Source organism: Daejeonella sp. JGW-45 (assembly GCF_029360805.1).
GTDB lineage: Bacteria > Bacteroidota > Bacteroidia > Sphingobacteriales > Sphingobacteriaceae > Daejeonella.
The window spans coordinates 376,411-398,617 of sequence record NZ_JARKNC010000010.1 but is presented as its reverse complement, the minus strand read 5'-3'; the positions used below and the strand labels follow the sequence as shown (position 1 = coordinate 398,617).

At 45.8% G+C, this 22,207-nt stretch carries 19 protein-coding genes; 4 read left to right on the top strand and 15 right to left on the bottom strand.

Annotated elements, in window-relative coordinates; translation table 11 throughout:
- Window positions 1-3 precede the first annotated feature (3 nt).
- The 12 genes from P2W76_RS15320 to P2W76_RS15265 all read right to left on the bottom strand — a co-directional run bounded on the left by P2W76_RS15320 (window position 4) and on the right by P2W76_RS15265 (window position 12,103).
- Window positions 4-1,383, bottom strand: coding sequence for a lytic transglycosylase domain-containing protein (locus P2W76_RS15320; protein ID WP_276348774.1), 1,380 nt, complete (start codon window positions 1,381-1,383; stop codon window positions 4-6).
- Window positions 1,384-1,415: 32 nt separating this feature from the next.
- Complete coding sequence (gene gatA, locus P2W76_RS15315; protein ID WP_276348773.1) at window positions 1,416-2,864, bottom strand: Asp-tRNA(Asn)/Glu-tRNA(Gln) amidotransferase subunit GatA; 1,449 nt, start codon at window positions 2,862-2,864, stop codon at window positions 1,416-1,418.
- Window positions 2,865-3,038: 174 nt separating this feature from the next.
- Window positions 3,039-3,242 (bottom strand): twin-arginine translocase TatA/TatE family subunit, encoded by a 204-nt coding sequence (gene tatA / locus P2W76_RS15310; protein WP_276348772.1) that lies wholly within the window; start codon window positions 3,240-3,242, stop codon window positions 3,039-3,041.
- Window positions 3,243-3,252: 10 nt separating this feature from the next.
- Window positions 3,253-3,633 (bottom strand): twin-arginine translocase TatA/TatE family subunit, encoded by a 381-nt coding sequence (gene tatA, locus P2W76_RS15305; protein ID WP_276348771.1) that lies wholly within the window; start codon window positions 3,631-3,633, stop codon window positions 3,253-3,255.
- Between the two features lie 56 nt (window positions 3,634-3,689).
- On the bottom strand, window positions 3,690-4,955 hold the full coding sequence (locus P2W76_RS15300; RefSeq protein ID WP_276348770.1) for a peptidoglycan DD-metalloendopeptidase family protein: 1,266 nt from the start codon (window positions 4,953-4,955) through the stop codon (window positions 3,690-3,692).
- A gap of 14 nt (window positions 4,956-4,969) precedes the next feature.
- On the bottom strand, window positions 4,970-5,791 hold the full coding sequence (locus P2W76_RS15295) for a DUF4292 domain-containing protein (protein ID WP_276348769.1): 822 nt from the start codon (window positions 5,789-5,791) through the stop codon (window positions 4,970-4,972).
- Window positions 5,769-7,496 carry a tetratricopeptide repeat protein gene (locus tag P2W76_RS15290; protein WP_276348768.1) on the bottom strand — a complete coding sequence of 576 codons (1,728 nt, stop codon included), beginning with the start codon at window positions 7,494-7,496 and terminating at the stop codon, window positions 5,769-5,771. Before P2W76_RS15290 ends, P2W76_RS15295 begins: the two co-directional genes overlap by 23 nt.
- 1 nt (window position 7,497) lies before the next feature.
- The gene (gene dut / locus P2W76_RS15285; RefSeq protein WP_276348767.1) at window positions 7,498-7,929 is read right to left on the bottom strand and encodes a dUTP diphosphatase; all 432 of its coding nucleotides are present in this window, start codon (window positions 7,927-7,929) and stop codon (window positions 7,498-7,500) included.
- Complete coding sequence (locus P2W76_RS15280; RefSeq protein ID WP_276348766.1) at window positions 7,919-9,460, bottom strand: oligosaccharide flippase family protein; 1,542 nt, start codon at window positions 9,458-9,460, stop codon at window positions 7,919-7,921. Before P2W76_RS15280 ends, dut begins: the two co-directional genes overlap by 11 nt.
- Before the next feature lie 18 nt (window positions 9,461-9,478).
- Window positions 9,479-9,751 carry an acylphosphatase gene (locus P2W76_RS15275; protein WP_276348765.1) on the bottom strand — a complete coding sequence of 91 codons (273 nt, stop codon included), beginning with the start codon at window positions 9,749-9,751 and terminating at the stop codon, window positions 9,479-9,481.
- Between the two features lie 7 nt (window positions 9,752-9,758).
- Entirely contained in the window at window positions 9,759-10,703 is a 945-nt protein-coding gene (locus tag P2W76_RS15270; RefSeq protein ID WP_276348764.1) for a nitronate monooxygenase, read from the bottom strand.
- Window positions 10,704-10,930: 227 nt separating this feature from the next.
- On the bottom strand, window positions 10,931-12,103 hold the full coding sequence (locus tag P2W76_RS15265; protein ID WP_276348763.1) for an amidohydrolase family protein: 1,173 nt from the start codon (window positions 12,101-12,103) through the stop codon (window positions 10,931-10,933).
- Between the two features lie 140 nt (window positions 12,104-12,243).
- On the opposite strand from P2W76_RS15265, the gene rlmN reads away from it, so the two are divergent.
- From rlmN to P2W76_RS15250, 3 genes are all read left to right on the top strand, one after another.
- The gene (gene rlmN, locus P2W76_RS15260) at window positions 12,244-13,284 is read left to right on the top strand and encodes a 23S rRNA (adenine(2503)-C(2))-methyltransferase RlmN (RefSeq protein WP_276348762.1); all 1,041 of its coding nucleotides are present in this window, start codon (window positions 12,244-12,246) and stop codon (window positions 13,282-13,284) included.
- Between the two features lie 95 nt (window positions 13,285-13,379).
- Window positions 13,380-13,799: a GxxExxY protein gene (locus P2W76_RS15255; protein ID WP_276348761.1), complete on the top strand. Its 420-nt coding sequence runs from the start codon at window positions 13,380-13,382 to the stop codon at window positions 13,797-13,799.
- A 372-nt stretch (window positions 13,800-14,171) separates the two neighbouring features.
- Window positions 14,172-14,870, top strand: coding sequence for a ComF family protein (locus P2W76_RS15250; protein ID WP_276348760.1), 699 nt, complete (start codon window positions 14,172-14,174; stop codon window positions 14,868-14,870).
- A 169-nt stretch (window positions 14,871-15,039) separates the two neighbouring features.
- Here P2W76_RS15250 and P2W76_RS15245 read toward each other — a convergent pair whose 3' ends face one another.
- The 3 genes from P2W76_RS15245 to P2W76_RS15235 all read right to left on the bottom strand — a co-directional run bounded on the left by P2W76_RS15245 (window position 15,040) and on the right by P2W76_RS15235 (window position 19,812).
- Window positions 15,040-17,424, bottom strand: a complete 2,385-nt coding sequence (locus P2W76_RS15245) for a PAS domain S-box protein (RefSeq protein ID WP_276348759.1) — start codon at window positions 17,422-17,424, stop codon at window positions 15,040-15,042.
- Between the two features lie 16 nt (window positions 17,425-17,440).
- Window positions 17,441-18,715, bottom strand: a complete 1,275-nt coding sequence (gene glyA, locus P2W76_RS15240; RefSeq protein ID WP_276348758.1) for a serine hydroxymethyltransferase — start codon at window positions 18,713-18,715, stop codon at window positions 17,441-17,443.
- Window positions 18,716-19,053: 338 nt separating this feature from the next.
- Window positions 19,054-19,812 carry a segregation/condensation protein A gene (locus tag P2W76_RS15235; protein WP_276348757.1) on the bottom strand — a complete coding sequence of 253 codons (759 nt, stop codon included), beginning with the start codon at window positions 19,810-19,812 and terminating at the stop codon, window positions 19,054-19,056.
- A 433-nt stretch (window positions 19,813-20,245) separates the two neighbouring features.
- On the opposite strand from P2W76_RS15235, the gene dxs reads away from it, so the two are divergent.
- On the top strand, window positions 20,246-22,174 hold the full coding sequence (gene dxs / locus P2W76_RS15230; protein ID WP_276349279.1) for a 1-deoxy-D-xylulose-5-phosphate synthase: 1,929 nt from the start codon (window positions 20,246-20,248) through the stop codon (window positions 22,172-22,174).
- The last annotated feature ends 33 nt before the right edge of the window (window positions 22,175-22,207 follow it).

Below are 22,207 nucleotides of genomic sequence, written 5' to 3'. Positions count from 1 at the left end.
AAACTACAATTGATTTATAATTAACCTCATACCAGGAACAATGGCCGATCCGTTCAGCCCATTGAGTGCTTTGAGCTTTGACACGGTCATTCCGTTGAACTTCTCAGCAATTCCCGAAAGCGTGTCGCCCGCTTTTACTATGTAGTTCATATATCCCCGTACGGTAGATTCAGACGAACTTTTGGCAGGTGGTGAGAGGCGAATATTTTGACCCGGAACTATGGTTGATACCTTCAGGTTATTCCATACTTTAAGATCCTGAACGGTCATGTCATACATCTGAGCTATCGAACTCAGATTCTGGCCTGCCTTGACTTTATGATACTGAGGAGCAGGGTCATTTTCTGTTTCCGGCTTTTTAACGGATGCAAGAATTAACTGTGACCTGCCCGCCTCGCTGTTCAATACTTCATAAAGCGAAGCATACATCCTATTATCGACATCCGGAATTACCAGCGCCCTGGGATTTCCGGGAGACCCATTTATGATTTGCCTTTTATATGAAGGATTCAGAATTAAGAGCTCTTTAATGTCCAGGTTTGCGGCTTTAGCCACATTGCCGATCGAGACCCTTTTGTCAACCGGGATTACATTTGTTACCACACCAAAATCCGCAGGCCTCACTTTGATATCATGATCGCGGTAATGGTTCATCGCATAGACGGTGGCAATAAACGCCGGCACATAGTTCTGAGTTTCCTTCGGCAGGAAAGCTCGTACTTTCCAGAAGTCGGCTATCCCGCCCGAACGTTCAATAGCTCTTGTTACTGCTCCGGTACCGCAATTAAAAGCAGCGATCGTAAGCAGCCAGTCGCCTATCCGCTTATACGCATCGAGAAAATAGTGAGTCGCCGCATAGCTTGATTTAACCGGATCCTTACGTTCATCCACATAGTTATCCATAACCAGGCCATAACCTTTTGCCGTGGTATACATGAACTGCCAGGGGCCAACAGCTCCCGACCGTGAAACGGCATGAGGGTTTAAAGCCGATTCTATTACAGTAATAAACTTCAGTTCGTCTGGTAAGCCGGCTTCCATCAGAGCCTTTTCGAAAATGGGGAAATAATATTTGGATAAACCCAGCATTTTGCCGATCTGTTCTTTTCTTTGAACATAGATGTCGATATAATGCTGTACAAACTCATTGTAATTTAAAGGTACCGTTCTTTCCAGCGAGTCGAGCCTGCCTTCGTACATCGAACCCTGAAAAGCGAGAAGCTTATCCTCAGAAGGATCAGCCAGAGTATCATTTGGAAAGTTTGAGCCTAGTTTGCTATTAATATCTTCGATCGAAGATGCGACGAAGGTCACAGTTGCCTTAGCCTGGACTACAGCCGAACATAATAATATAACCGTGACAAAAGTAAAAGTTCTTATCATACGAGTTAATTAAGTACGGCCGCGACCGTCAGTTAAACAACGTTATTTAAATTACCTCTCAGTAGTTCCTCTATATTTTTTGAAAAAGACAACAGCTCACCCTCTTCGAAACGTTTCCCCAAAAACTGAATACCTAACGGGAGTCCGGCTGTGTTATTGCCCGAGGGTAAAGATATTGCTGGTATCCCGGCAAGAGATGCCTGAACCGTAAAGATATCGGCCAGGTAATTCACAACGGGGTCATCACTTGCTTCACCAATGGTAAATGCCGGCGCCGGTGCTGTGGGCGTCATAATGAAATCATACTCCGCTAAGATCTCGTCAGTCTTGTCCCGGATCAGTCGCCTGACTTTCTGTGCCTTTGCATAATAAGCGTCATAATACCCTGCACTTAAAACAAAAGTCCCCAATACTATCCGCCGTTTCACCTCTGAACCAAAACCCTCGGAGCGCGATCGCTTATAAGTTGTTTCAAGATCCGTAGCCTCTGCGCTGCGGTATCCGTAATGAACGCCGTCGTACCTGGCAAGATTAGATGAAGCTTCCGCCATTGTCAGTATGTAGTATGCCGGGACTACATACTCAAGCAAATCAAACGAAACCGGCTCGACAAGATGACCTGCTGCCTTCAGGTTAAGGATATTCCTTTCGAACATAGCTTTAACCTCAGGATCCAGGCCCTCGGAGTGGAGGGCTTCAGATAAATACGCTATTTTTTTGGGTCCTTTTGCATGCTGGAAATCAGAATAAGCTGGGACTGCATGGCTGGAAACGGTACTGTCATATTTGTCAGGCCCGGCAATCACTTCGAGCAATAAGGCAGCATCCTGTACAGAACCTGTGATCGGTCCAACCTGGTCAAAAGAAGATGCATAAGAAATGATCCCATGTCTTGACACACGTGCATACGTTGGTTTCAAGCCCACTACTCCACAGAAAGACGCCGGCTGACGAACGGAACCTCCCGTATCTGTACCCAGGGCGGCGTGGCAAAGCCTCGCCTGAACCGCTACAGCAGCCCCGCCAGATGATCCTCCGGATACTTTGGTGACATCAGCATCGTTACGAACAGGGCCATAATAAGAAGACTCATTTGAAGCACCCATGGCAAATTCGTCGCAATTCAGCCTCCCTATGATTATGGCATCCTCCTCCAAAAGCCGGTCGACCACAGTCGCCGAAAATGGGGAAGTATAATTATCAAGTATTTTTGAAGATGCGGACACCTTATGGCCGGCGTAGCAGATGTTATCTTTGATACCAATAACCATCCCCGCAAGCCTCCCTGCCGTACCCCTATCGATCTTGTCCTGGATACGTAAAGCAGCTGACCGGGCCTCGTCCGAAAACACTTCCAGAAAAGCATTCAGCTCCTTTCGTTCTTCAATACGCTGTAAATAATCAGCGACTACATCCGGCAGGTACATTTCCCGGCCGGTCAACAAGGTTTGAATTTGTTTGAGAGATGGAAAACCTTCCATAAATGGAATGAGGTATTATTGATTAAACAGCTAAGACTAACTCATCAGAGCTAAGGGCTGCCTGTCCGGGGAGTAGGTTCTTCATCGTCTCTAAAGAAGTTCCGCCGGACAAAATATAAAATGATCCCTATACCTCCATATAAATGGGGTATACAGGATCATTCCAGATAGTAATTATTTGTTATCCTGATCTTTGGATGCCGGCGAAGCTGAATCGCCTTCCCCGTTTTGTGCGGTCTTAAATTCTTTGATTCCTCTTCCAAGTCCGCGCATAAGTTCCGGGATCTTCTTACCTCCAAATAATAACAGGACGACCACAACAATCAGAATGATCTCAGTAGCTCCAAGTCCTGCTACCAACAAAGTTGAATTTAACATAATATCTTATTTAGTGTGCAATTTTAGTTTCTTCACCGCTAACCTTGTCAGAAAGCCCGGATTCAGTTACAGCCGGCGCCTCCGGATCGACCTTAAAACTTCCTTCCGGTTCAGTTCCATGTGCATAATCAGGAGACTCGGGATCCACATTATATGTGGCTTGAGCTATATCCTTGTCCATGTCGGCAGTAGCCTCAGTTACAGTATTAATATTATTATGGATCTCCCTTTTAATACCGTCAGAAGCATCTTTAAACTCTCTTAGGCCTTTCCCTAAGCCACGGGCAAGCTCAGGAAGCTTCTTTCCGCCAAACAGCAGCAGAACCACAAGAAATATCAGGATCATCTCCGGCCCCCCGATATTCATAAACAACAAGATTGAACTATACATTTCTTAAAAAAATCAATATACAAATATAGGCAATTAAACAACCTAATTAACTAAAATTAATTTGCAAGCCAGCCGGCAGGATTCATAGGCTCAGCGCCTTTCCTTACTTCAAAATGGACCTCCGTCGTACCATCTACCGGATCTGTAATAACAGTACCTATATTCTGCTTTAACGTTACTTTCTGGCCTCTTGATACACTAACCGTCCGCAAATTTGAATAAACTGTGAAATATTCACCATGACGGATCAAAACTGCATAGGAACCTGCAAAGTTCTGAACTGCCGCCACTTCGCCTCCGAACACAGCCCGTACAGCCGAACCTTGCGCAGTCTTTATATCCACGCCATTATTTTCTGTCGTAACGTTACGGCCGTATGTATGGTTCCCAAAACCTTCAATAATGATCCCGTTCGTCACCGGCCATGGAAGGCTACCCCTGCTGCCCAGGAAATCTGAGGACAGCTTTGCCGATTCTGGTGTGGCGGCAAGGATACTCGAGCCCCTGGAGATCGGCTTGGCGTCAGGAGCTTCCTTATTTTCAGCTTTCGCCTTCGCGGCCGCTGCCCTGGCCTCCGCCTCAGCTCTTCTCCGCGCCTCCTCAATTTCCCTGTTAATCGCATTTGCAATTGCCCGGTTCAGGGTCGCGGATTCCCGCTGCTTCTTTGAAAGTTCTTGTTTTAATTTCTTCTCCTCACGGTTAAGCCCCGTCAGAACTTTTGATTTGCTGCTTTTTTGCACCCCCAGTGTACGCTTCTCCTTTTCCTGGTCACTTAACAGGTGATTTTTTTCCTGCTTGTTACGATCCAGTTCCCCGATCTTTATATTAAGGTCCCTGGATGTACCTTCAATGTACTTAGCCTGCTTCTTCCGGTATTCACTAAACTGCTGCAGGTACTTTAATCGCTTGTAAGCCTGGTTAAAATTCTGGGAAGCAAAAATGAACATCAGCTTACTATACGAGCTCTGGTTCCTGAATGCAAAAAGGACCATACCGGCGTATTCCTTTTTAAGTTTATTCAACTGAGACTGCAGCGAGCGGACGGTGTTAGTATTATCAGAGATCTGGTTATCAAGTAACCGTACTTCAGAATTTATGGTACTGATCTTTTCCTCGCGAAGGCGAATTTGTGCGTTAAGTGCCCGGATCTGTTTGAGGGAGAGATTCTTATTAGAAGAAGTTCGATTCAAGCTTTTATTAAGTGATTCTATCTCGCGGGTGAGCGCCTCTTTACGTCTTTTCAGCTCAGAACTGCTTTGCCCGAAGACTGCGGGACTAAAGAGCAGCACTGAAATGACCAGGAAATACCGTAATAACTTCATTTAAACAAATCTATCTAATTTTTGATGGTAAAACGATCCGGAACCCTAAATGGTATATCTACCGGCATATCTAACTCGATCTTTGCAAACTTAAGATCAAGGCTGATGTTCTTATTCTTTACACGCGAACGCAGCACAACCGAGTGCGGAACCTCCTGGCCAGCGATCGTTTGAAATTCATCATAAGCAACTATCAGCGAACGGCCTGCAGATTCATCACTAAGGTCCGTCTGAATAACTTTATCCCGGTCATTTGAGAGCAGCCTGTAGAGCAAAGACCCGACAGCACTGCTTAATTCAGTCTGGGTACCTTTAATATTCAGTTCAGTTGAGCCCGACATAAATTCCGGGATTGCATTACCCAGCAACACCGATTGCAGCGTTCCAAAATTCACCTGGTCGTTCGTAAATTCGTGAAGATAACTAAATGGCTTCCGTATATATTCATTCTCAAGACGGTTGATCACTTTAACGCTGTCTGGTGTTATTAACGCCCGCGCAACCTCCAGGCCCGCCAGGGCTGTTACAGATACCCAAATAACCTCATTGTTTTTTATCCGGATATTCATTGTGACATCATTGGAATTCGTTCCTATAACAAGAGAGGCTTTTGCCTTTCCGGATAAGGTACTGAAATTTGCCCGCTTTGCATTTAAAGCCTCGATTTTAGCAACTCTCGCAGCATTCAAAACGTCCACAGACGGAGTGCCCGGCGTCGTATCTGCCACCGAAGCCGCAGGGGATGGGGTCACAACTGCCTTCTTAGCCTTACATCCTCCTAAAATTCCGGCTATCATCACTATATAAACAGCCCTATTCCACATATTTCTTCTCATCAATTTTTTTGTTCAAGTTTTCTGAACCTGTTCCCAGCTCCCTGGCTTTTAACCACTGCTGCAAAGCCAGGTCTTTTTCCCCTAATAAAAAGAGAATATCGCCATAGTGCTCCACCTGCGTAGAACTATTCGTTGCACCGTTTCGCAAAGCTCTTTCAATCCAGGTACGCGCTTCCGGATACTTTTTAAGTTTAAACAGAACCCAGGCATAAGTATCCTCCGAGGCAGAATTATCCGGATTTAGCTGAACAGCCCGTTTAGACATTTTTTCCGCCTTATCAAGGTTTTCTCCTCTCAGGGATAAATAATAAGCATAATTGTTCAGCACATAACTATTATCCGGATTGATCTCAAGGGCCTTCTCGTAAGACTGGTCGGATTCCTTAAATCTCTTCAGGGCATTATATGAATCGCCAAGCGTTGAAAATATTTGAGCCCGAACCTCTTCATCTTCAGTTTCCAGGTCTAAAGCGCTTTTCAGGTAAGACACCGCTTTATCATGTTTTCTTGTTTGCGAATATGCAATACCTGTGTACAGATAAAGTTCGGCCTGATTCGGGAAAACTGTAAGGCTCTCCTCTCCATCAACGATAGCCTGCTGAAAATCGCCCTGGCTAACTTCAATCCGCAGCAATTGCTCCCAGATCTGATAGATCTGGTCATTCAGCTTCAGGGCGGTCTTATAGGAATCACGCGCCTCCTTATATTTTTTCTCCTGGAACAAGACATCGCCATATATAGCAAACGCTTTTGCTTCATCAGGATGCGTCTTCGTCATGATCGAAGCCAGCTCACTGGCGTAGGCCCTCGCTTTAAAATCCGCAAACATCGGGAAAAAGGAAAGGACTATTCTCACCTTCTCGTCCACGTTAAGGTTGGGATCGGCAAAAGCGACCTTCAGCTCAATAAAAGAATCATCGAAGCGTTTTAAAGCTTTATAATTATCTGCCAGGGCGAGGCGGATCAGGGCATTTGCCGGTTCCACCGCCTTTGCCTTATTGAGTATCCCGACTGCTTTATCCCTGTCGCCAGATTTGGCATAAACCTCGCTGAGGTACAGATAATTACGAATATCATCCGGCTTATCTTTGATCTGCTTTTCCAGCTCCTGTTCAACAATGTCTGATTTGCCCTGTCGCATCAAAATGCGTTGCTTTGCCGATGACAGGTCTTCCGACGGCCCGAACCTGGCCTCAATTTCATCATAGGCGCTGATAGCCAGGTCAGTTTTTTTAAGGATCATAAAGGAATTTGCCCGGTCGTAGTAGTATTCCTCTTTTTCGGGTGCGAGCCGGATAAGTTCGTCGAGAACAAGAACCAATTCAGAAATATTATTGGTCTTCTTATAGACCCCCGCAAGAAAAGACCAGTACCACTCATTATCCGGATTAACAGTGACCGCATTTCTTATCAGCTGCTCAGCTTCCGTCTGTTTATTTTGGGCAAAGCTCATATTGGCAAGCTCATACATCGCCGCGTCATTGGCAGCATCGATCTCGAGCACTTTTTGAAAAGACAAAGCCGCCTGGGGATAATTCTCCATAAGCTTTTGATGCAGCCCTTCGAAATAGATCTCCCTGACCTGCAGGCTGTCGCGCTGGCTTAAAACCTTGCCCACCACTATAACCGGCCCCTGGTTTTTCTGAGCATTAGCGATCATAGATGAAATCGCCAGGATGAATGTCAAAGCCAGTTTTTTAATCATATTATAGTCCTGTGTGCCCGTATCCGCCTTCACCACGAATAGTTTCTGTCAGAATATCAACCTCATCCCAACGTACCTGTTCATGCCGCGATATGATCATTTGCGCAATGCGATCGCCGTCAGCAACCTCGAAATTGACATCAGAGAAGTTAATAAGCAAAATTTTCAACTCCCCCCGGTAGTCCGCATCGATCGTTCCCGGCGAATTCAGTATGCTGATCCCATATTTTAAGGCCAGCCCGCTTCTTGGCCTTATTTGTGCCTCAAAGCCAACCGGCAGCTCAATAAAAAGCCCCGTCGGAATTAACATACGCTGCATCGGCGCAATTATTACCGGTGCGGAAAGGTGGGCACGAAGGTCCATCCCAGCTGAGGCTTCGGTTTCATAGGCCGGCAGTGCATGAGGAGATCTGTTTATTATTTTAATGTTCATCGTCGGGGCTTTGGGCTTGGGGCTTTGAGCTTTGGGATCCAAGCAAGGCGATTATTTCTTTGCGTTCTATATAAAGAGTTACTAACGTAAATATAATAAACAGGGTATTTCCAATGATCAAATTACGGTTAAATACTACAAATGATACAAATACGATAGCAGCGGAAGCAAGAAGATAGGAGATATTCTTTTTCAGATTATACGGTATCGGATAATTCTTTTGCCCCCAGACATAAGAAAACACCATCATAATGCTATACACAGTTAATGAGATCCATGCAGAAGCCATATAACTGTATTCAGGAATGAAAATAAGATTCAGTACAATGGTTAGTAATGCCCCGATCCCGGAAATATATAATCCATAGCGTGTCTGATCTGATAATTTATACCAAATGGATAAATTAACGTAAATCCCCAGGCTGACATAGCCAAACAGTAAAACAGGCACAACTTTTAAACCGGACCAGTAAAGTGTCCGCTGGATATCGTCGCCTGCCTTGATAAAATGCTTAAGGAGCTCGATATTGGCTACCAGCATCACAAAGATCAGGCAGACGGCAATCACAAAATAGTTCATTATCCGGGCATAAGTTTCACCCGAATTTTTATTTTTCGAATAACTGAAGAAGAAGGGTTCGGCGCCTAATCGAAATGCCTGGATGAAAATGCTCAGGAAGACGGCTAATTTCGCGCAGGCGCCGTAAATACCAACATGGGTTTCTGAAATATCCGGCGGCAGCAGCTTTCCAAGAAACACCTTATCTAAATTTTCGTTAATTATAAAAGACATGTTGGCAACGAGAACGGGAAGGCTGTAATAGAACATTTCCTTTAAAAGCTTTCCGTCATATTTAAGCCTCACCTGCAACAGCTCAGGAATTAGCAAGACCAGCGTTAACAGGCTGGCTATAAGGTTAGAAAAAAAGACATAACCGACCCAATTTTCACGGTACCACCCTGAAACCAGGCTTTCGCCGGGCAGCTGGTTTGTAATGATCGCGGGAACTACAAGTATGAAAAAGAAATTAAGGCCGATGAACATTAAAATATTGGCGAATTTGATAACGCTGTAGCGGATAGGCTTGCCGTCAGCACGCAGTTTGGCGAAAGGAATAACAGCGAGCGCATCGGCAACGATGATCCAGGTAAAGTACCGGATATAAGTGGCATAATTTTCATTATATCTTTTGCCCTCCTGCATCCATGCTGCAATATCACCTGCAAAAAGACTAGAGAAGGTCAGAAATACAGCAGATAATGCAAAGATCGTCAGAAAGGTATTGTCGTATACCTTTTGCTTGTCGTTCTCATATTTACTGAGATACCTGAAGAACGTGGTTTCCATCCCAAAGGAAAGGACAGCGTTGAGCATCGATGCCCAGCTGAACATAACCGTAAAAATCCCGTACACCTTGGCAGAATAGATCCGGATATAAAAAGGCGTTAAGATGAATCCGAGAAACCTGGAAATAACGGTGCTTATACCATAGATAGCCGTCTGGCCTGCAAATTTCTTAAGTGCTGACAATGAGGTACGTGATTAACGTTATTTCTTTACGACCTCAAAATTACGATAGTTTTTCAGTTCACCTTCGCTAACCTCCACTTTTTCCACGGCAGACCGGTCTGAACCCTTGTGACAAAATTCCAGAAACAGGTCAAGTGAAAAATCATCCCCCTCGGCTTCGATGAATACAGTGCCGTCTGCCAGGTTTCGCGCCGTTCCTTTCACTCCAAGCTGGTCGGCTACAGCTTTGCTTGTAGCCCTGAAAAACACCCCCTGGACCCTTCCGCTTATTATAATATCTAAATGCTTCATATTGATCTTAAAAAGATAAATTACTGATCCGTTCCTTCTCCGCAATAAACTCCTGCCACATTCCCTGTAAAATAATAGCGGCAGGCTTTATCTCGCGTATGCCCGAGGCAACCTGGCCGATCTCCAGCTCGCCTTCGCTCAGGTCGCCTTCAAACATACCCTTTTTTGCCCGGCCGCGCCCCAATAATTCCAGCAGCTCTGCCCGTGTGGCGCCCCCGGCCTCGGCCTTCTCTACCCGGTGAAAAAAATCATTCTTCATCAGCCTTACCGGGATCAATGTCTTCATACTTAATTTGGTATCACCCTCTCCCGAATTTAAGATCGCCTTTTTGAAATTTTCATGTGCCGATGACTCTACAGATGCCGCAAAAGCCGATCCAACCTGAACACCTTCCGCACCAAGGGCCATAGCTGCCAGCATAGCCTTGCCGCTTCCTATCCCGCCGGCCGCAATTACCGGTATACCCACCGTTTCGCAGATCTCAGGAACCAAGCAGAGCGTTGTCGTTTCCTCACGGCCATTGTGACCGCCTGCTTCAAACCCTTCCGCAACAATGGCGTCCACCCCACTTTGCTCAGCCTTCAACGCGAATTTTTTGTTTGCAATAACATGTACAACTTTCATTTTATTTTCCTTCAGCGAAGGAGTCCATTTTGACGGGTCACCTGCTGAAGTGAAAACGATCTGAATCCTTTCTTCTGCGAGGATTTCAAAGACCTGATCGATATCCGGATACAACAGCGGCACATTAACGCCAAAAGGCTTTGACGTTGCCAGCCTGCACTTTTTAATATGTTCCCTTAAAACATCGGGATACATAGAACCGGCACCGATTAATCCCAGTCCCCCGGCATTGGAAACCGCGGAAGCTAAACGCCAGCCGCTGCACCATACCATACCCGCCTGAATAATAGGAAATTCGATATCGAAAAGCTTTTTTATAGCGTTCATCCGCGTAAAGTTGGAGTTTTAAGGTCATAACCACAAATGTGGAGGACAGTGCAAAGTGGACCGTTGAAAATAAGTATGGCGACAATCCTGTAACCACTGGTTCCGGTTAGGAGATTTTGCGTTTCGACCCCGAAGGCGGTCGCACGTTTATAGTAATCGATATTTCCGACAAAACGACCCCGAAGGGTGTTCATCCGGGCGGACACCTTCGGGGTCAGGCTCGTTACTCAAACAATCTTCCTTACTTCCGATGCCGGAGTCAACTCCAGCCCATCCGTATTAGTGATCAGGTTTAAGCCCGGAAACTTCCCGACTTCAATTGAACCGTACCTATTGTCGATACCTAAAAACTTCGCGCCGTTTATGGTTGCCCACCGTATCGTCTTAACAAGGGGCAACAGCGGAAAATGCGCTTTAATGGTTTTTAACTCCTCGAGTATACAAAGCTTATCATTTGAGGCCAGGCTGTCGGTGCCCACAGTAATGTTAAAATCGTGGGATTGAAACATGTCGATTTTTGGGAGCCTGCCTTCTATATACAGGTTGGCCTTCGGACAAAAACACCAATGAATATCCCTGTTAAAGCGGTTTGCAAAATAGACGTCCTTTAGACTTGTATAGGTATTATGAACCAGTAATACACGTTGCCCCGGCGAAAATAACGGAACGACAGACTGAATTGAATTACGCGCCTGGGGTTTAAAGAAATCGATGGCAATGCCCATCTGCTTGTAGAAATCCACAAATCTGCCGGTTTTATACCTGTAAAACTCATTCTCATTATCACTTTCCTGGTTGTGAATAGATGTGATCCCATACTTGCCAGCCTTATTTTTCTGAAAAAGCTTCAAAAGCTCCTTCGAAACAGAATATGGGGCATGCGGGGCAAGCGATGCCGGCAAAGGCGAAAAATCTTCTAAAAGTTCAAGGGCTTTACGGTAAATAGCCGCGGCTTTCTGTGGGTCAAAGCCCATAAATTCCACGAAAGTGTGATAGTATAAAGCACTGTTCAACTTCACTTCCCTGGAAAGTATATTGTTCGAAATATCCCCCACGGCAACTATACCGTTTTCAAGCATCCGTTTGTCGGCCTCCTGCATCGCGTCCGCAACGAGGCTTTCATCCGCATGGCGTCTTCCGATTATTTTGCTGATAAATGGAATAAGCCCTTCGCCACCCGGTATCTTCCCCAGCATGTGCGATAGCTCAAGATGGCAGTGAGAGTTTACAAAACCCGGAACAATTATACCTTTCAGACTTTCAACAGATCCATCAACACGGGCGCTGCTTTTATCAGACAGGTCAACTATCTCACCCTGTTCATTAAAGGAAACCACCCCATTTTTTACAGGCTCACCATGAATGGGAACGATGAAGTCAGCGCTAATGTGTCTGATCATACCCCATATTCAGAAATTAGCATTATCATAGCTTATTAGGTAATAAATATAACTTAAGATTACTTTAACGTCATACGAAAATCATTGTAAAAAGGTTAATACTTATTTGAGCTTCTGAAATGGTAACTTTGCGGATTGCAATGGAACATACCAGAATAGATATCAGGAGCTTGTCGGTTGATAAGCTTAAAGAGCAGTTCGCCCTACTTAAAGAGCCTGCATTCCGCGCCAAGCAGGTATATGAGTGGCTATGGGAGAAATCCTGTACCGATTTTGACGAGATGAGCAATCTTTCCAAACCATTGCGGGAGAAACTGAAGGAGCTCTTTGTAATAAATAACCTGAATGTTCACCAATCGCAGTTCAGCGCTGATAAAACAATAAAAAGCACCTTCAAGTTATACGACAGCAATATTATTGAAGGAGTTCTTATACCCGCTGCCGATCGTATGACAGCGTGCGTCAGTTCGCAGGTAGGCTGCAGCCTGACCTGTAAGTTTTGCGCAACCGGTTATATGGAAAGGAAACGGAACCTCAACCCGGATGAGATCTACGACCAGGTGGTATTAATTGACCGCCAGGCAAAGCAGAACTACCAGGCCCCCCTAACTAATATCGTGTACATGGGCATGGGCGAACCTTTGCTTAATTATGCTAATGTCCTGAAATCCATAGAGCGCATAACCGCGAAAGACGGCCTGAATATGGCGGCAAAGCGCATTACCGTATCCACTGCGGGCATAGCAAAAATGATCCGCAAGCTGGGCGATGATGAAGTCCGCTTCAATCTCGCACTCTCACTGCATGCTGCAGATGATGAAAAGCGCAATACCATAATGCCGATAAATGAGCAAAACTCATTAGAAGCATTGGCTGACGCACTCAAGTATTATTATTCTAAGACCAGGAACCCGGTTACTTACGAATACATCGTTTTTAACGATTTCAACGACTCATTGCGCGATGCCGAGCAACTTGCAAAATTTTGCCGGCATATTCCATGCAAGGTAAATATCATTGAGTACAACCCGATCAGTTTCGCTGATTTCCAGAACGCCGGAACCGACCGCATCGACGCATTCGCAGAGTATCTGAGGAGAAAAGGCATTAATACCAATATCAGAAGAAGCAGGGGAAAAGACATTGACGCAGCCTGCGGGCAACTGGCGGTTAAGAATTAGATTACCGTTACCTCGAAAATCTCGTCCGTCTTACATTAACTAGTAAGATTTCAAATACTTTAGCAACTTATCTCTAGCGGCTGACTTAACGCAAAGTGCGCAAAGAACCGCGCGAAGGACGCAAAGCAATGCTAAAAGAAAATGAATTATCCCATGTAATTATAGGGCTGGCAATTGAAGTACATAGTGCTTTGGGGCCGGGTTTATTGGAACGTTCCTACGAGGAATGCTTACACTATAAATTATGTAAAGAAGGTATTATTGTCGAAAAGCAGAAAGCTATGCCCTTGATATTCGAGGACGTTAGACTGGAATGTGGATATAGAATTGATTTATTAGTAGAAAATAAAGTAGTTGTTGAAATCAAAAGCGTTTTAGAAATGAACGATATCTATTTCGCTCAAACCCTTACCTATTTAAAGTTGGGCAATTACAGGCTCGGTTTGCTTATCAACTTTAATGAACTCCATTTAAAAAATGGGATAAAACGCGTAGTTAACAGACTTTACACTTAGCGACCTTGGCGAGGCACTTTGCGTTGCGCATACTATTGAACTCATTTTACGTATCAACCGAAGTTTAAACGCAGAGGATGCAAAGTACAACGCCCGCCCGGCTGAATCGTTCGGACAGGCAGAGTTCGCAAAGGTTTGCAAAAATGCGCTCGCCCTGAAACTTCGTTTTAAGCCATATTCCGCGTCCTTTGCGCGGAACTTTGCGGCCTTTGCGTTAAAAACAGGCGCCTGGCCAGTTCTTAAAGTATACAACATAGGACTGCCCTATTTCCTACTTTGCGTTTAAAAATAGATAAAGCGCATGGTAACACGCTTTACACTCAGCGACCTTTGCGACGCACTTTGCGCCCTCTGCGTTTAAAAAATACCGACATGAAATCCCTGGCAAACCTCCTCCAAGACCTCCTCTCCCTCTTCTTCCCCGAACTGTGCGCCGGCTGCGGAGCCAGCCTGTTTTCAAATGAACGTGAGATCTGCACCAGCTGCATCTATCATCTCCCGGTAACTAATTTCCATAAAGACCCTTCTAATGAACTTGCCAAACAGCTTTGGGGGCGTTTCAATTTCAAGCAGGCTTCGTCCTTCGTGTTTTTCAGAAAAGGCGGCAGGGTTCAGAATATAATACACCAGCTCAAGTACAATAAACGCCCTAAAGCCGGTTTCAGAATGGGGGAATTATACGCCATCGCATTAAACAACAGCGAAACCTGGCAGAAACCCGATCTTATAATTCCGGTGCCCCTTCACCCCTCAAGGCTAAGGCAAAGAGGGTATAACCAGAGCGAGCGGATTGCTGAAGGACTGGCTTCTGTTCTTCAGGTTCCGGTTGCGCCCGGCAGCCTGGTGCGGACAGAAAACACGCAAACTCAAACAAAAAGATCAAGATTCGGACGGTATGAAAACCTCCGCGATGCCTTCTCCTGTCCCGATAAAAAACCACTTGTAAACAAACATGTCCTGATCGTAGATGATGTCATGACAACCGGCGCAACCCTTGAATCCTGCTGTTTGGCATTAGCCGGGATCGATGGCCTAAGCATAAGCATCATCACTTTAGCCTTCACAGAATAATAACTGCGAAAATTAATATAGTGACACTCAGAATTTTAAGATTAATTGAAAATATAATTCACGCCGGATGAAACATAATTGCGTTTTAGGCGTATAATATATCGAGAGCGTTAATTTAGATAGAAAGAGCTGGACACCCTCCCGGGTGCCGGCTTTTTCTTCTTTATAATTAGCGATTAGTCAGAAGGCTCTTTATCTTGGCGTAAAGCTCACCCGGTATAAAGGGTTTCATTACATAGCCATCCATCCCACACTCATTTATCGTTTCCAGTTCATGCGCAAAAAGAGATGCCGTGAGCGCGACAATAGGAAGCTTGCTATATTCCCTTCCTAAGCTGCGGATAGTTCTTGTTGCCTCCATTCCGTTCATCACGGGCATATGCAGGTCCATCAGCACAAGATCAAATACCGATTGCTGCACCTTATCCACCGCTACCTTACCATTCTCAGCGAAATCTACCTTGACTCCCCATTTGGAGAGCACTTTGCTGGCAAGTATCCTGTTGATCTCATTATCGTCAACTATAAGGATCGATGCTGACAATTGTTCCATTGTTTTGTTTTCGACCGCAGCAGAAGACCCCTCCGAGAGCGCAAAATCAATAATAAAGCTGAATTTAGATCCCTTTCCAATTTCGCTTTCCACTACCATATCAGAGTTGTGAAGGGAAACCAGGCTCTTGGTGATGGCAAGTCCCAAACCGGTTCCGCCATATTTTCTCGTCGTATCCGAGTTCGCCTGTGTATAAGAGTCAAAGATGTAATCTATTTTTTCAGGCTCAATGCCTATCCCCGTATCCGAAACCTCGAACCTCACTTTTACCGATTGCTTTGTTTCCTGCAGGAGGTCCAGCTTCAACTTCACTTCCCCCTCTTCGGTAAATTTTACAGCATTACCCAAAAGGTTCATTAATATCTGGTATAAACGGATATTATCCCCTTTAACAAAGGTGGGGATCCGGTGATCTATCTCCGATCTCAATGCCACCGGCCGGTCTGCCGTTTTAAACTGAAGAGAATTAAGAGTTTGAGAAACCAGTTCTTTCAGATTCACATTGGCACTTTCAAGCACCATATGCCCGGTCTCGATCTTGGTAAAATCCAGTATATCATTGATCAGTTTCAGCAAGTTTTGAGCAGAAAATCCAAGGATCTTCAAATTCTCTTTCTGCGATTCTGTGGGATTATCATCCATCAGGATATGCGACATTCCTATTACCGCATTTAAGGGCGTCCGGATCTCGTGGCTCATTACTGAAAGAAAGGTTTCTTTTGCCTTGCTTAACTGAAGCGCTTCCTCACGGGTCTTAATCAGCTCGGCTTCGGCAAGCTTACGCTCAGAAATGTCGTTGATGATCTCAACCTGCTGATCCAGGCTGCCATCTTTATTAAAGGTTGGTGTGTTCGAGATCGAGAGCCAGATCGGGGAGCCGTCTTTCTTATAACTTAATAATTCAATATTGGAAGGTTTGCATTCGGAAGCCTGGCGCCGCGCGGCTTCGAGAAGAACCTTGTCAGTCCCTTCGCCTGCCAGCAGATCTCCCGGGCGTGTATTCTTAAAATCCTCGAGTGTGTAGCCCGTCAGGTTTTCCAGCGCATCATTTACCCATTTGATCTTGCCTTCACTGTTACTGATAGCAACCCCGTTAATCGTTTTGCTGGCTACAAGCGAAACAAGCAGCAACTGCTCCTCGGCAGCCTTTCTCTCGGTAATATCCCTCCCGTTCGCATACCACTTGTTGTTCTTAACAGCGAGCGACCAGCCCATCCATTTCAGGGTACCATCTTTTGACCTGATGCGAACTTCAACCTCGAAATTCTTTTTACCCGCCGAGAGCCCCTGGGAAAATACCGGGAGCAGGCTCATTTTATCCTCTTCAGGAAAAAAGTCCCATATAGGCCGGCCTTCACCTTCCTGGGGAGTGTAACCCAGCAAATTCTCAACAGCTTTGTTTACGACGAGGATAATCCCATTCCTGTCCGTAATGCACTGGAGCTCAGCAGAGTTATTAAACATCGTACTGATCTCCTCGTGCTTGGTAATAAGGTCTTTCAGCTCCAGGTTTTTCTTCCTTACCTCCAGGTGGGCAACTACTTCAAAAGCGAGATCTTCTAAAGCCTGCTTCTCCTCCTCGTTAAGCGTGCCCGGCACAAAATCCATCACACTCAGTGACCCCAGGACTTTTCCATCCGGAGATATCAGGGGAGTGCCTGCATAGAACCGTATTTTTGCGCCTCCCAACACATTGGACAGACTTGCCGTGCGGGTATCCCGGGTTGTATCTTCAATTATAATTAAGCTGCTTTCCTCAACGATCAACTTGCATATCGACTCTTCTCTGAGGGTATGTTCTACCTGAATACCGTATTGTGACTTAATGAATACATTATCGCGATCAACAAAAGAGATCAGCGCGACCGGCTTCTTAAAGATATATGCAGCCAGCCGCGTAATACGGTCGTACTCAGCCTCTGGCAAAGAATCTACGATCCGGTAACTCTTAAGGGCGAGCAACCGGGCATTTTCTATCTCCCCAGCCAGTGTTTCAGACATTGTTTAGATCAGGAACCTATTTTGCATAGAGCGGGAACTTTTCCATCATCTCGTTCACCTTTTTGCTCACCTTTTTAAAGTGTGCAGAGTTACCTGGTTTAGAGATCACTTCATCGATCAGCTCAACAATTTTTACCATTTGTTTCTCCTTGAGACCCCTGGTAGTTACAGCAGCTGTTCCTACACGTATCCCGGATGTCACGAACGGAGATTTATCGTCAAAAGGCACCATGTTCTTATTTACGGTGATCGATGCTTCACCCAATGCGTTCTCGGCATCTTTTCCGGTGATATTTTTATTACGAAGGTCGATAAGCATCATATGATTATCCGTTCCGCCCGAAATAAGCTGGTATCCGCGGGCTACAAATGCTTCTGCCATAGCCTCTGCATTTTTCTTTACCTGGATAATATACTTCATGTAGCTTTCACTAAGAGCTTCGCCGAAAGCGATCGCCTTCGCGGCAATGATATGCTCCAGGGGTCCGCCCTGGGTGCCCGGGAATACGGCCATATCCAGTACCGACGACATCATCCTGATCTCGCCCTTAGGAGTCTTGTGGCCCATAGGGTTCTCAAAATCCTGGCCCATCATGATCATCCCGCCGCGCGGGCCCCTGAGGGTTTTATGAGTGGTTGTTGTAACAACATGACAATGCGGAAGCGGGTCATTCAGCAAGCCACGGGCAATAAGGCCCGCAGGATGTGAAATATCAGCCATTACCAGGGCGCCGATCTTATCAGCAACCGAACGGATAAATTTATAATCCCAATCCCTTGAATAGGCCGACGCCCCGCAAATGATCAGCTTCGGTTTCTCTTTTAAAGCTACCTTCTCAAGTTTCTTATAATCTATAAGTCCTGTTTCACGATCCACCCCATAAAAGAAAGGCTGGTATAACTTACCCGAAAAGTTTACAGGTGAGCCATGGGTCAGGTGCCCGCCGTGCGAAAGATCGAAACCTAATATTTTATCCCCCGCATTTAACACCGCCAGCAGCACCGCAGCATTCGCCTGTGCCCCGGAGTGCGGCTGAACATTAACCCACACGGCATTAAATAACTCCTTGGCACGCTCAATAGCAATATTTTCAACTTCATCAACAACCTCACACCCGCCATAATATCTCTTCCCCGGCAAACCCTCTGCGTATTTGTTGGTCAGCACTGAACCTGCAGCTTCCATTACCTGCCTGCTTACAAAATTTTCTGACGCAATTAACTCCAGGCCGGTTTCCTGACGTTCTTGTTCCTCATCGATCAGGTTGAATATAAGTTTATCTCTCTTCATGAATTATTAGGGTGTTTGGATGTAAATTAAAAATGTTGCAGACAAAAATACAAATTAAGATCCGTATGGTATACTACCTACGCAGGGGTTAAACGCAAAGAACACAAAGTGCGCGCAAAGGACGCAAAGTTTCGACAAAAGCATTTGCGATCTCAAAGAATAAATGGTAGGTCCCCACTTTCGTGGGATGACAACGATATTTTAGTGTCTGTGGTGGGGGGGGGGGGGATTTGCGGCCAGCGGGCGCAAACCTTTGCGAACTCTGCGTTGTACTTTGCGTCCTCTGCGTTTAAGTTTCCTTCGCACTCTGCGTTTAAGCTTCCTTCAACATTCTGCGTTTAAGCTTCCCTCAGCACTTTACTTTCAATCCAAAAATTATTAAATCCAAGGCCGGTCTGAATAGTGACCAGGTCCTGCTGAAGCATCTCAAGCAAGGCCAGGAAATTGTAAACAAAATGGACCTTATTATCGGAGGTCGATAACAAACCCTTAAAGTCCAGCCTTTTATTTATTTCAAGAAGCTGCCGGATCACAGTCTTCTGATCTTCTATATTATAAGGATACTTCTCAACAATATGTTCCTGTTTATCGTCGCGCTGCTGACTCCTTTTAATGACCCTGGCATAGGTCATCATTAATTTATACAGATCGAACGACTCAAGTTCTTCCCCGGGCTCCGACGTAAGAGCGATCTGTTGCATATCGAAACTGATATTGCCCCGCTTCTCCAACTGAAAGCGCTCGTGTTCAAGTAACTTGAACTCTTCCGTTACTTCTTTTATCTTCTTGTACTCGATCAGTTTCCGGATGAGGTCCCGTTTAAGATCAACCTCGTTCCCCTCTTCATCAAGGTCGGGCCGCGGCAAAAGCATCTTAGCCTTGATCCGCATCAGGGTGGCCGCTACAAAAATAAACTCACTGGCAACTTCTATGTTCAGGGAATTCAAATGATGGAGATAATCCAGGAAATCATCCGTTATCCTGGCTATAGGAACATCCTGTATGTCGAGCTCATCCCGCTCGATGAAAAATAAAAGCAGGTCGAAGGGGCCTTCAAACTGCGGAAGGCGGATTTCGAAATTGTCGGTTGATAACATGATGTGAAGTAAAGTTACGGGAATTTCGGTAATTGGAGGTATGAGGTATTTCGATCATAACCGGGTGCTTGGCGGAGAGACTCTTCCCCGACTGGATCGGGGATCTCGTTATGATACCGCGGCTTCCGCCGCAGGTATTACCGGGACATTCAGCGTGCATAGATGTTAATTGCCGTGAAGACGATAGGAAACTGGCGCCACATGCGGCTATAGCCGCGTGCCGTTTGACGAGATCCCCGACTAAATCGGGGAAGAGTCTCTCCGCCCAGCTCATACCCACGACTTCTGATCTCCGACTTCAGACATCCGACCTCTGATCTCCGACCTCTGACGTCCGCCCCCGACCTCGACTTCAAACCTCAATTTCGTAAATCATTAACCAAAAGTTTCATAAATAAGTTATTTTTGCATGATCATTTATCACAAACCCTACATGGAAGTTAAGGCGGGCGAATTTCTGGAGCAGATAAACTATCCTGCTGATCTGAAACAATTCAAAGACACCGATCTGGTTCAGATCTGTGATGAACTGAGACAATTCATTGTTGATACTGTTTCCGTTAACGGAGGTCACTTTGGATCAAGCCTCGGCGTGGTAGAGCTCACCGTCGCCCTTCACTATGTACTTAATGCGCCCTACGACCAGCTGGTATGGGATGTGGGCCACCAGGCTTACGGCCATAAGATACTCACCGGAAGAAGACATTCCTTTCATACCAACCGGATCTACAAAGGCATCAGCGGATTTCCAAAAAGGGCTGAAAGTGAATATGATACGTTTGGCGTAGGCCACTCATCGACCTCGATCTCTGCAGCATTAGGTATGGCCGTAGCCTCTAATTATAAGGGAGAAAAAGACCGCCAGCACGTCGCAGTTATCGGCGACGGGGCGATGACAGGAGGAATGGCCTTCGAAGCTCTGAACCATGCCGGAATTGAAAACTCCAACATCCTGGTCATCCTGAATGATAACTGCATGTCGATAGACCCCAATGTAGGCGCCTTAAAAGAATACCTCACAGACATTACAACCTCCAAACCTTATAACCGTTTCCGGGATGATATCTCCCATGTATTAAGCAAGATCTCCGAGCTTGGCCCTAACGCCCATGAAATAATTAAGAAGGTTGAGAAGACCATCAAAGGCGGGTTGCTGAAACGCAGTAATTTCTTCGAAGCTTTGAAGTTCAGGTATTTCGGACCTATCGACGGCCATGATGTGAAACACCTGGTGAAGGTACTCAACGACCTGAAGGATATTCCCGGCCCGAAGCTGCTGCATTGCGTTACCGTTAAAGGCAAAGGATATGCGCTGGCCGAAAAAGATCAAACAAAATGGCACTCACCAGGCCTTTTTGATAAAATTACCGGCGAAATAAAGAAAACTGTTACCGACAAGCCCCTGGCGCCGAAATACCAGGACGTCTTCGGGAACACCATTGTCGAGCTTGCAGAGCAAAATTCGAAGATCATGGGAGTTACCCCGGCAATGCCCTCGGGATCTTCTTTAAATATTATGATGAAAGCAATGCCCGACCGTGCGTTTGACGTCGGAATTGCCGAGCAGCATGCGGTTACCTTCTCCGCGGGCCTTGCCACACAGGGCATGATACCTTTTTGCAATATCTACTCCACCTTTATGCAGAGGGCTTATGATCAGGTTATACACGATGTTGCTATTCAGAAGCTGAACGTAGTTTTCTGCCTTGACCGCGCAGGCTTCGCCGGGTCAGATGGCGCCACTCATCATGGAGCTTACGACCTTGCCTACATGCGCTGTATTCCAAACATGATCGTCTCAGCGCCGATGAATGAAGAGGAGCTCAGGAACCTGATGTTCACTGCCCAGCAGGAGAATATGGGCCCTTTCAGTATCCGCTATCCGCGGGGGAATGGTGTCATGACCGATTGGCGCCGGCCCATGAAAGCAATTGAAGTCGGAAAAGCCCGGATGATCTGCGATGGTGAAGACGTGGCCATTTTAAGTATCGGGCACATTGGAAACGAAGCTGTTAAAGCATGCATGGAATTGAATGCCGAAGGTATCCATCCGGCACATTATGATATGCGTTTTGCCAAACCTCTGGACGAGGCGGTTCTCCACCAGGTGTTTAGAAAGTTCAAATATGTGATAACTGTCGAGGATGGCTGCATCCAGGGCGGAATGGGAAGCGCCGTACTCGAATTTATGGCCGATAATAATTACGCCTGTAATGTCACCCGGCTTGGGATCCCCGATAAGATAATTGAACATGGCGAACAGCCCGAGCTATGGGCTGAATGCGGGTACGATGCAAAGGGGATAGCTAAAGCTGTGGAAAAACTAGCTGTACCCCGGGCAACCAAAACTATAGCATCCTGATCTCTTGCTTCACAGCGTTATTTTTTCCCCGAC

Coding starts and splice junctions, on each gene's coding strand:
- P2W76_RS15290 (WP_276348768.1), bottom strand. CDS start 7,496: ATGATTAAAAAACTGGCTTTGACATTCATCCTGGCGATTTCATCTATG.
- rlmN (WP_276348762.1), top strand. CDS start 12,244: ATGGAACATACCAGAATAGATATCAGGAGCTTGTCGGTTGATAAGCTT.
- P2W76_RS15245 (WP_276348759.1), bottom strand. CDS start 17,424: ATGTCTGAAACACTGGCTGGGGAGATAGAAAATGCCCGGTTGCTCGCC.
- tatA (WP_276348772.1), bottom strand. CDS start 3,242: ATGTTAAATTCAACTTTGTTGGTAGCAGGACTTGGAGCTACTGAGATC.
- P2W76_RS15275 (WP_276348765.1), bottom strand. CDS start 9,751: ATGAAGCATTTAGATATTATAATAAGCGGAAGGGTCCAGGGGGTGTTT.
- dut (WP_276348767.1), bottom strand. CDS start 7,929: ATGAACATTAAAATAATAAACAGATCTCCTCATGCACTGCCGGCCTAT.
- P2W76_RS15235 (WP_276348757.1), bottom strand. CDS start 19,812: ATGTTATCAACCGACAATTTCGAAATCCGCCTTCCGCAGTTTGAAGGC.
- gatA (WP_276348773.1), bottom strand. CDS start 2,864: ATGGAAGGTTTTCCATCTCTCAAACAAATTCAAACCTTGTTGACCGGC.
- P2W76_RS15250 (WP_276348760.1), top strand. CDS start 14,172: ATGAAATCCCTGGCAAACCTCCTCCAAGACCTCCTCTCCCTCTTCTTC.
- P2W76_RS15320 (WP_276348774.1), bottom strand. CDS start 1,383: ATGATAAGAACTTTTACTTTTGTCACGGTTATATTATTATGTTCGGCT.
- dxs (WP_276349279.1), top strand. CDS start 20,246: ATGGAAGTTAAGGCGGGCGAATTTCTGGAGCAGATAAACTATCCTGCT.
- P2W76_RS15295 (WP_276348769.1), bottom strand. CDS start 5,791: ATGAGAAGAAATATGTGGAATAGGGCTGTTTATATAGTGATGATAGCC.
- glyA (WP_276348758.1), bottom strand. CDS start 18,715: ATGAAGAGAGATAAACTTATATTCAACCTGATCGATGAGGAACAAGAA.
- P2W76_RS15300 (WP_276348770.1), bottom strand. CDS start 4,955: ATGAAGTTATTACGGTATTTCCTGGTCATTTCAGTGCTGCTCTTTAGT.
- tatA (WP_276348771.1), bottom strand. CDS start 3,633: ATGTATAGTTCAATCTTGTTGTTTATGAATATCGGGGGGCCGGAGATG.
- P2W76_RS15270 (WP_276348764.1), bottom strand. CDS start 10,703: ATGAACGCTATAAAAAAGCTTTTCGATATCGAATTTCCTATTATTCAG.
- P2W76_RS15265 (WP_276348763.1), bottom strand. CDS start 12,103: ATGATCAGACACATTAGCGCTGACTTCATCGTTCCCATTCATGGTGAG.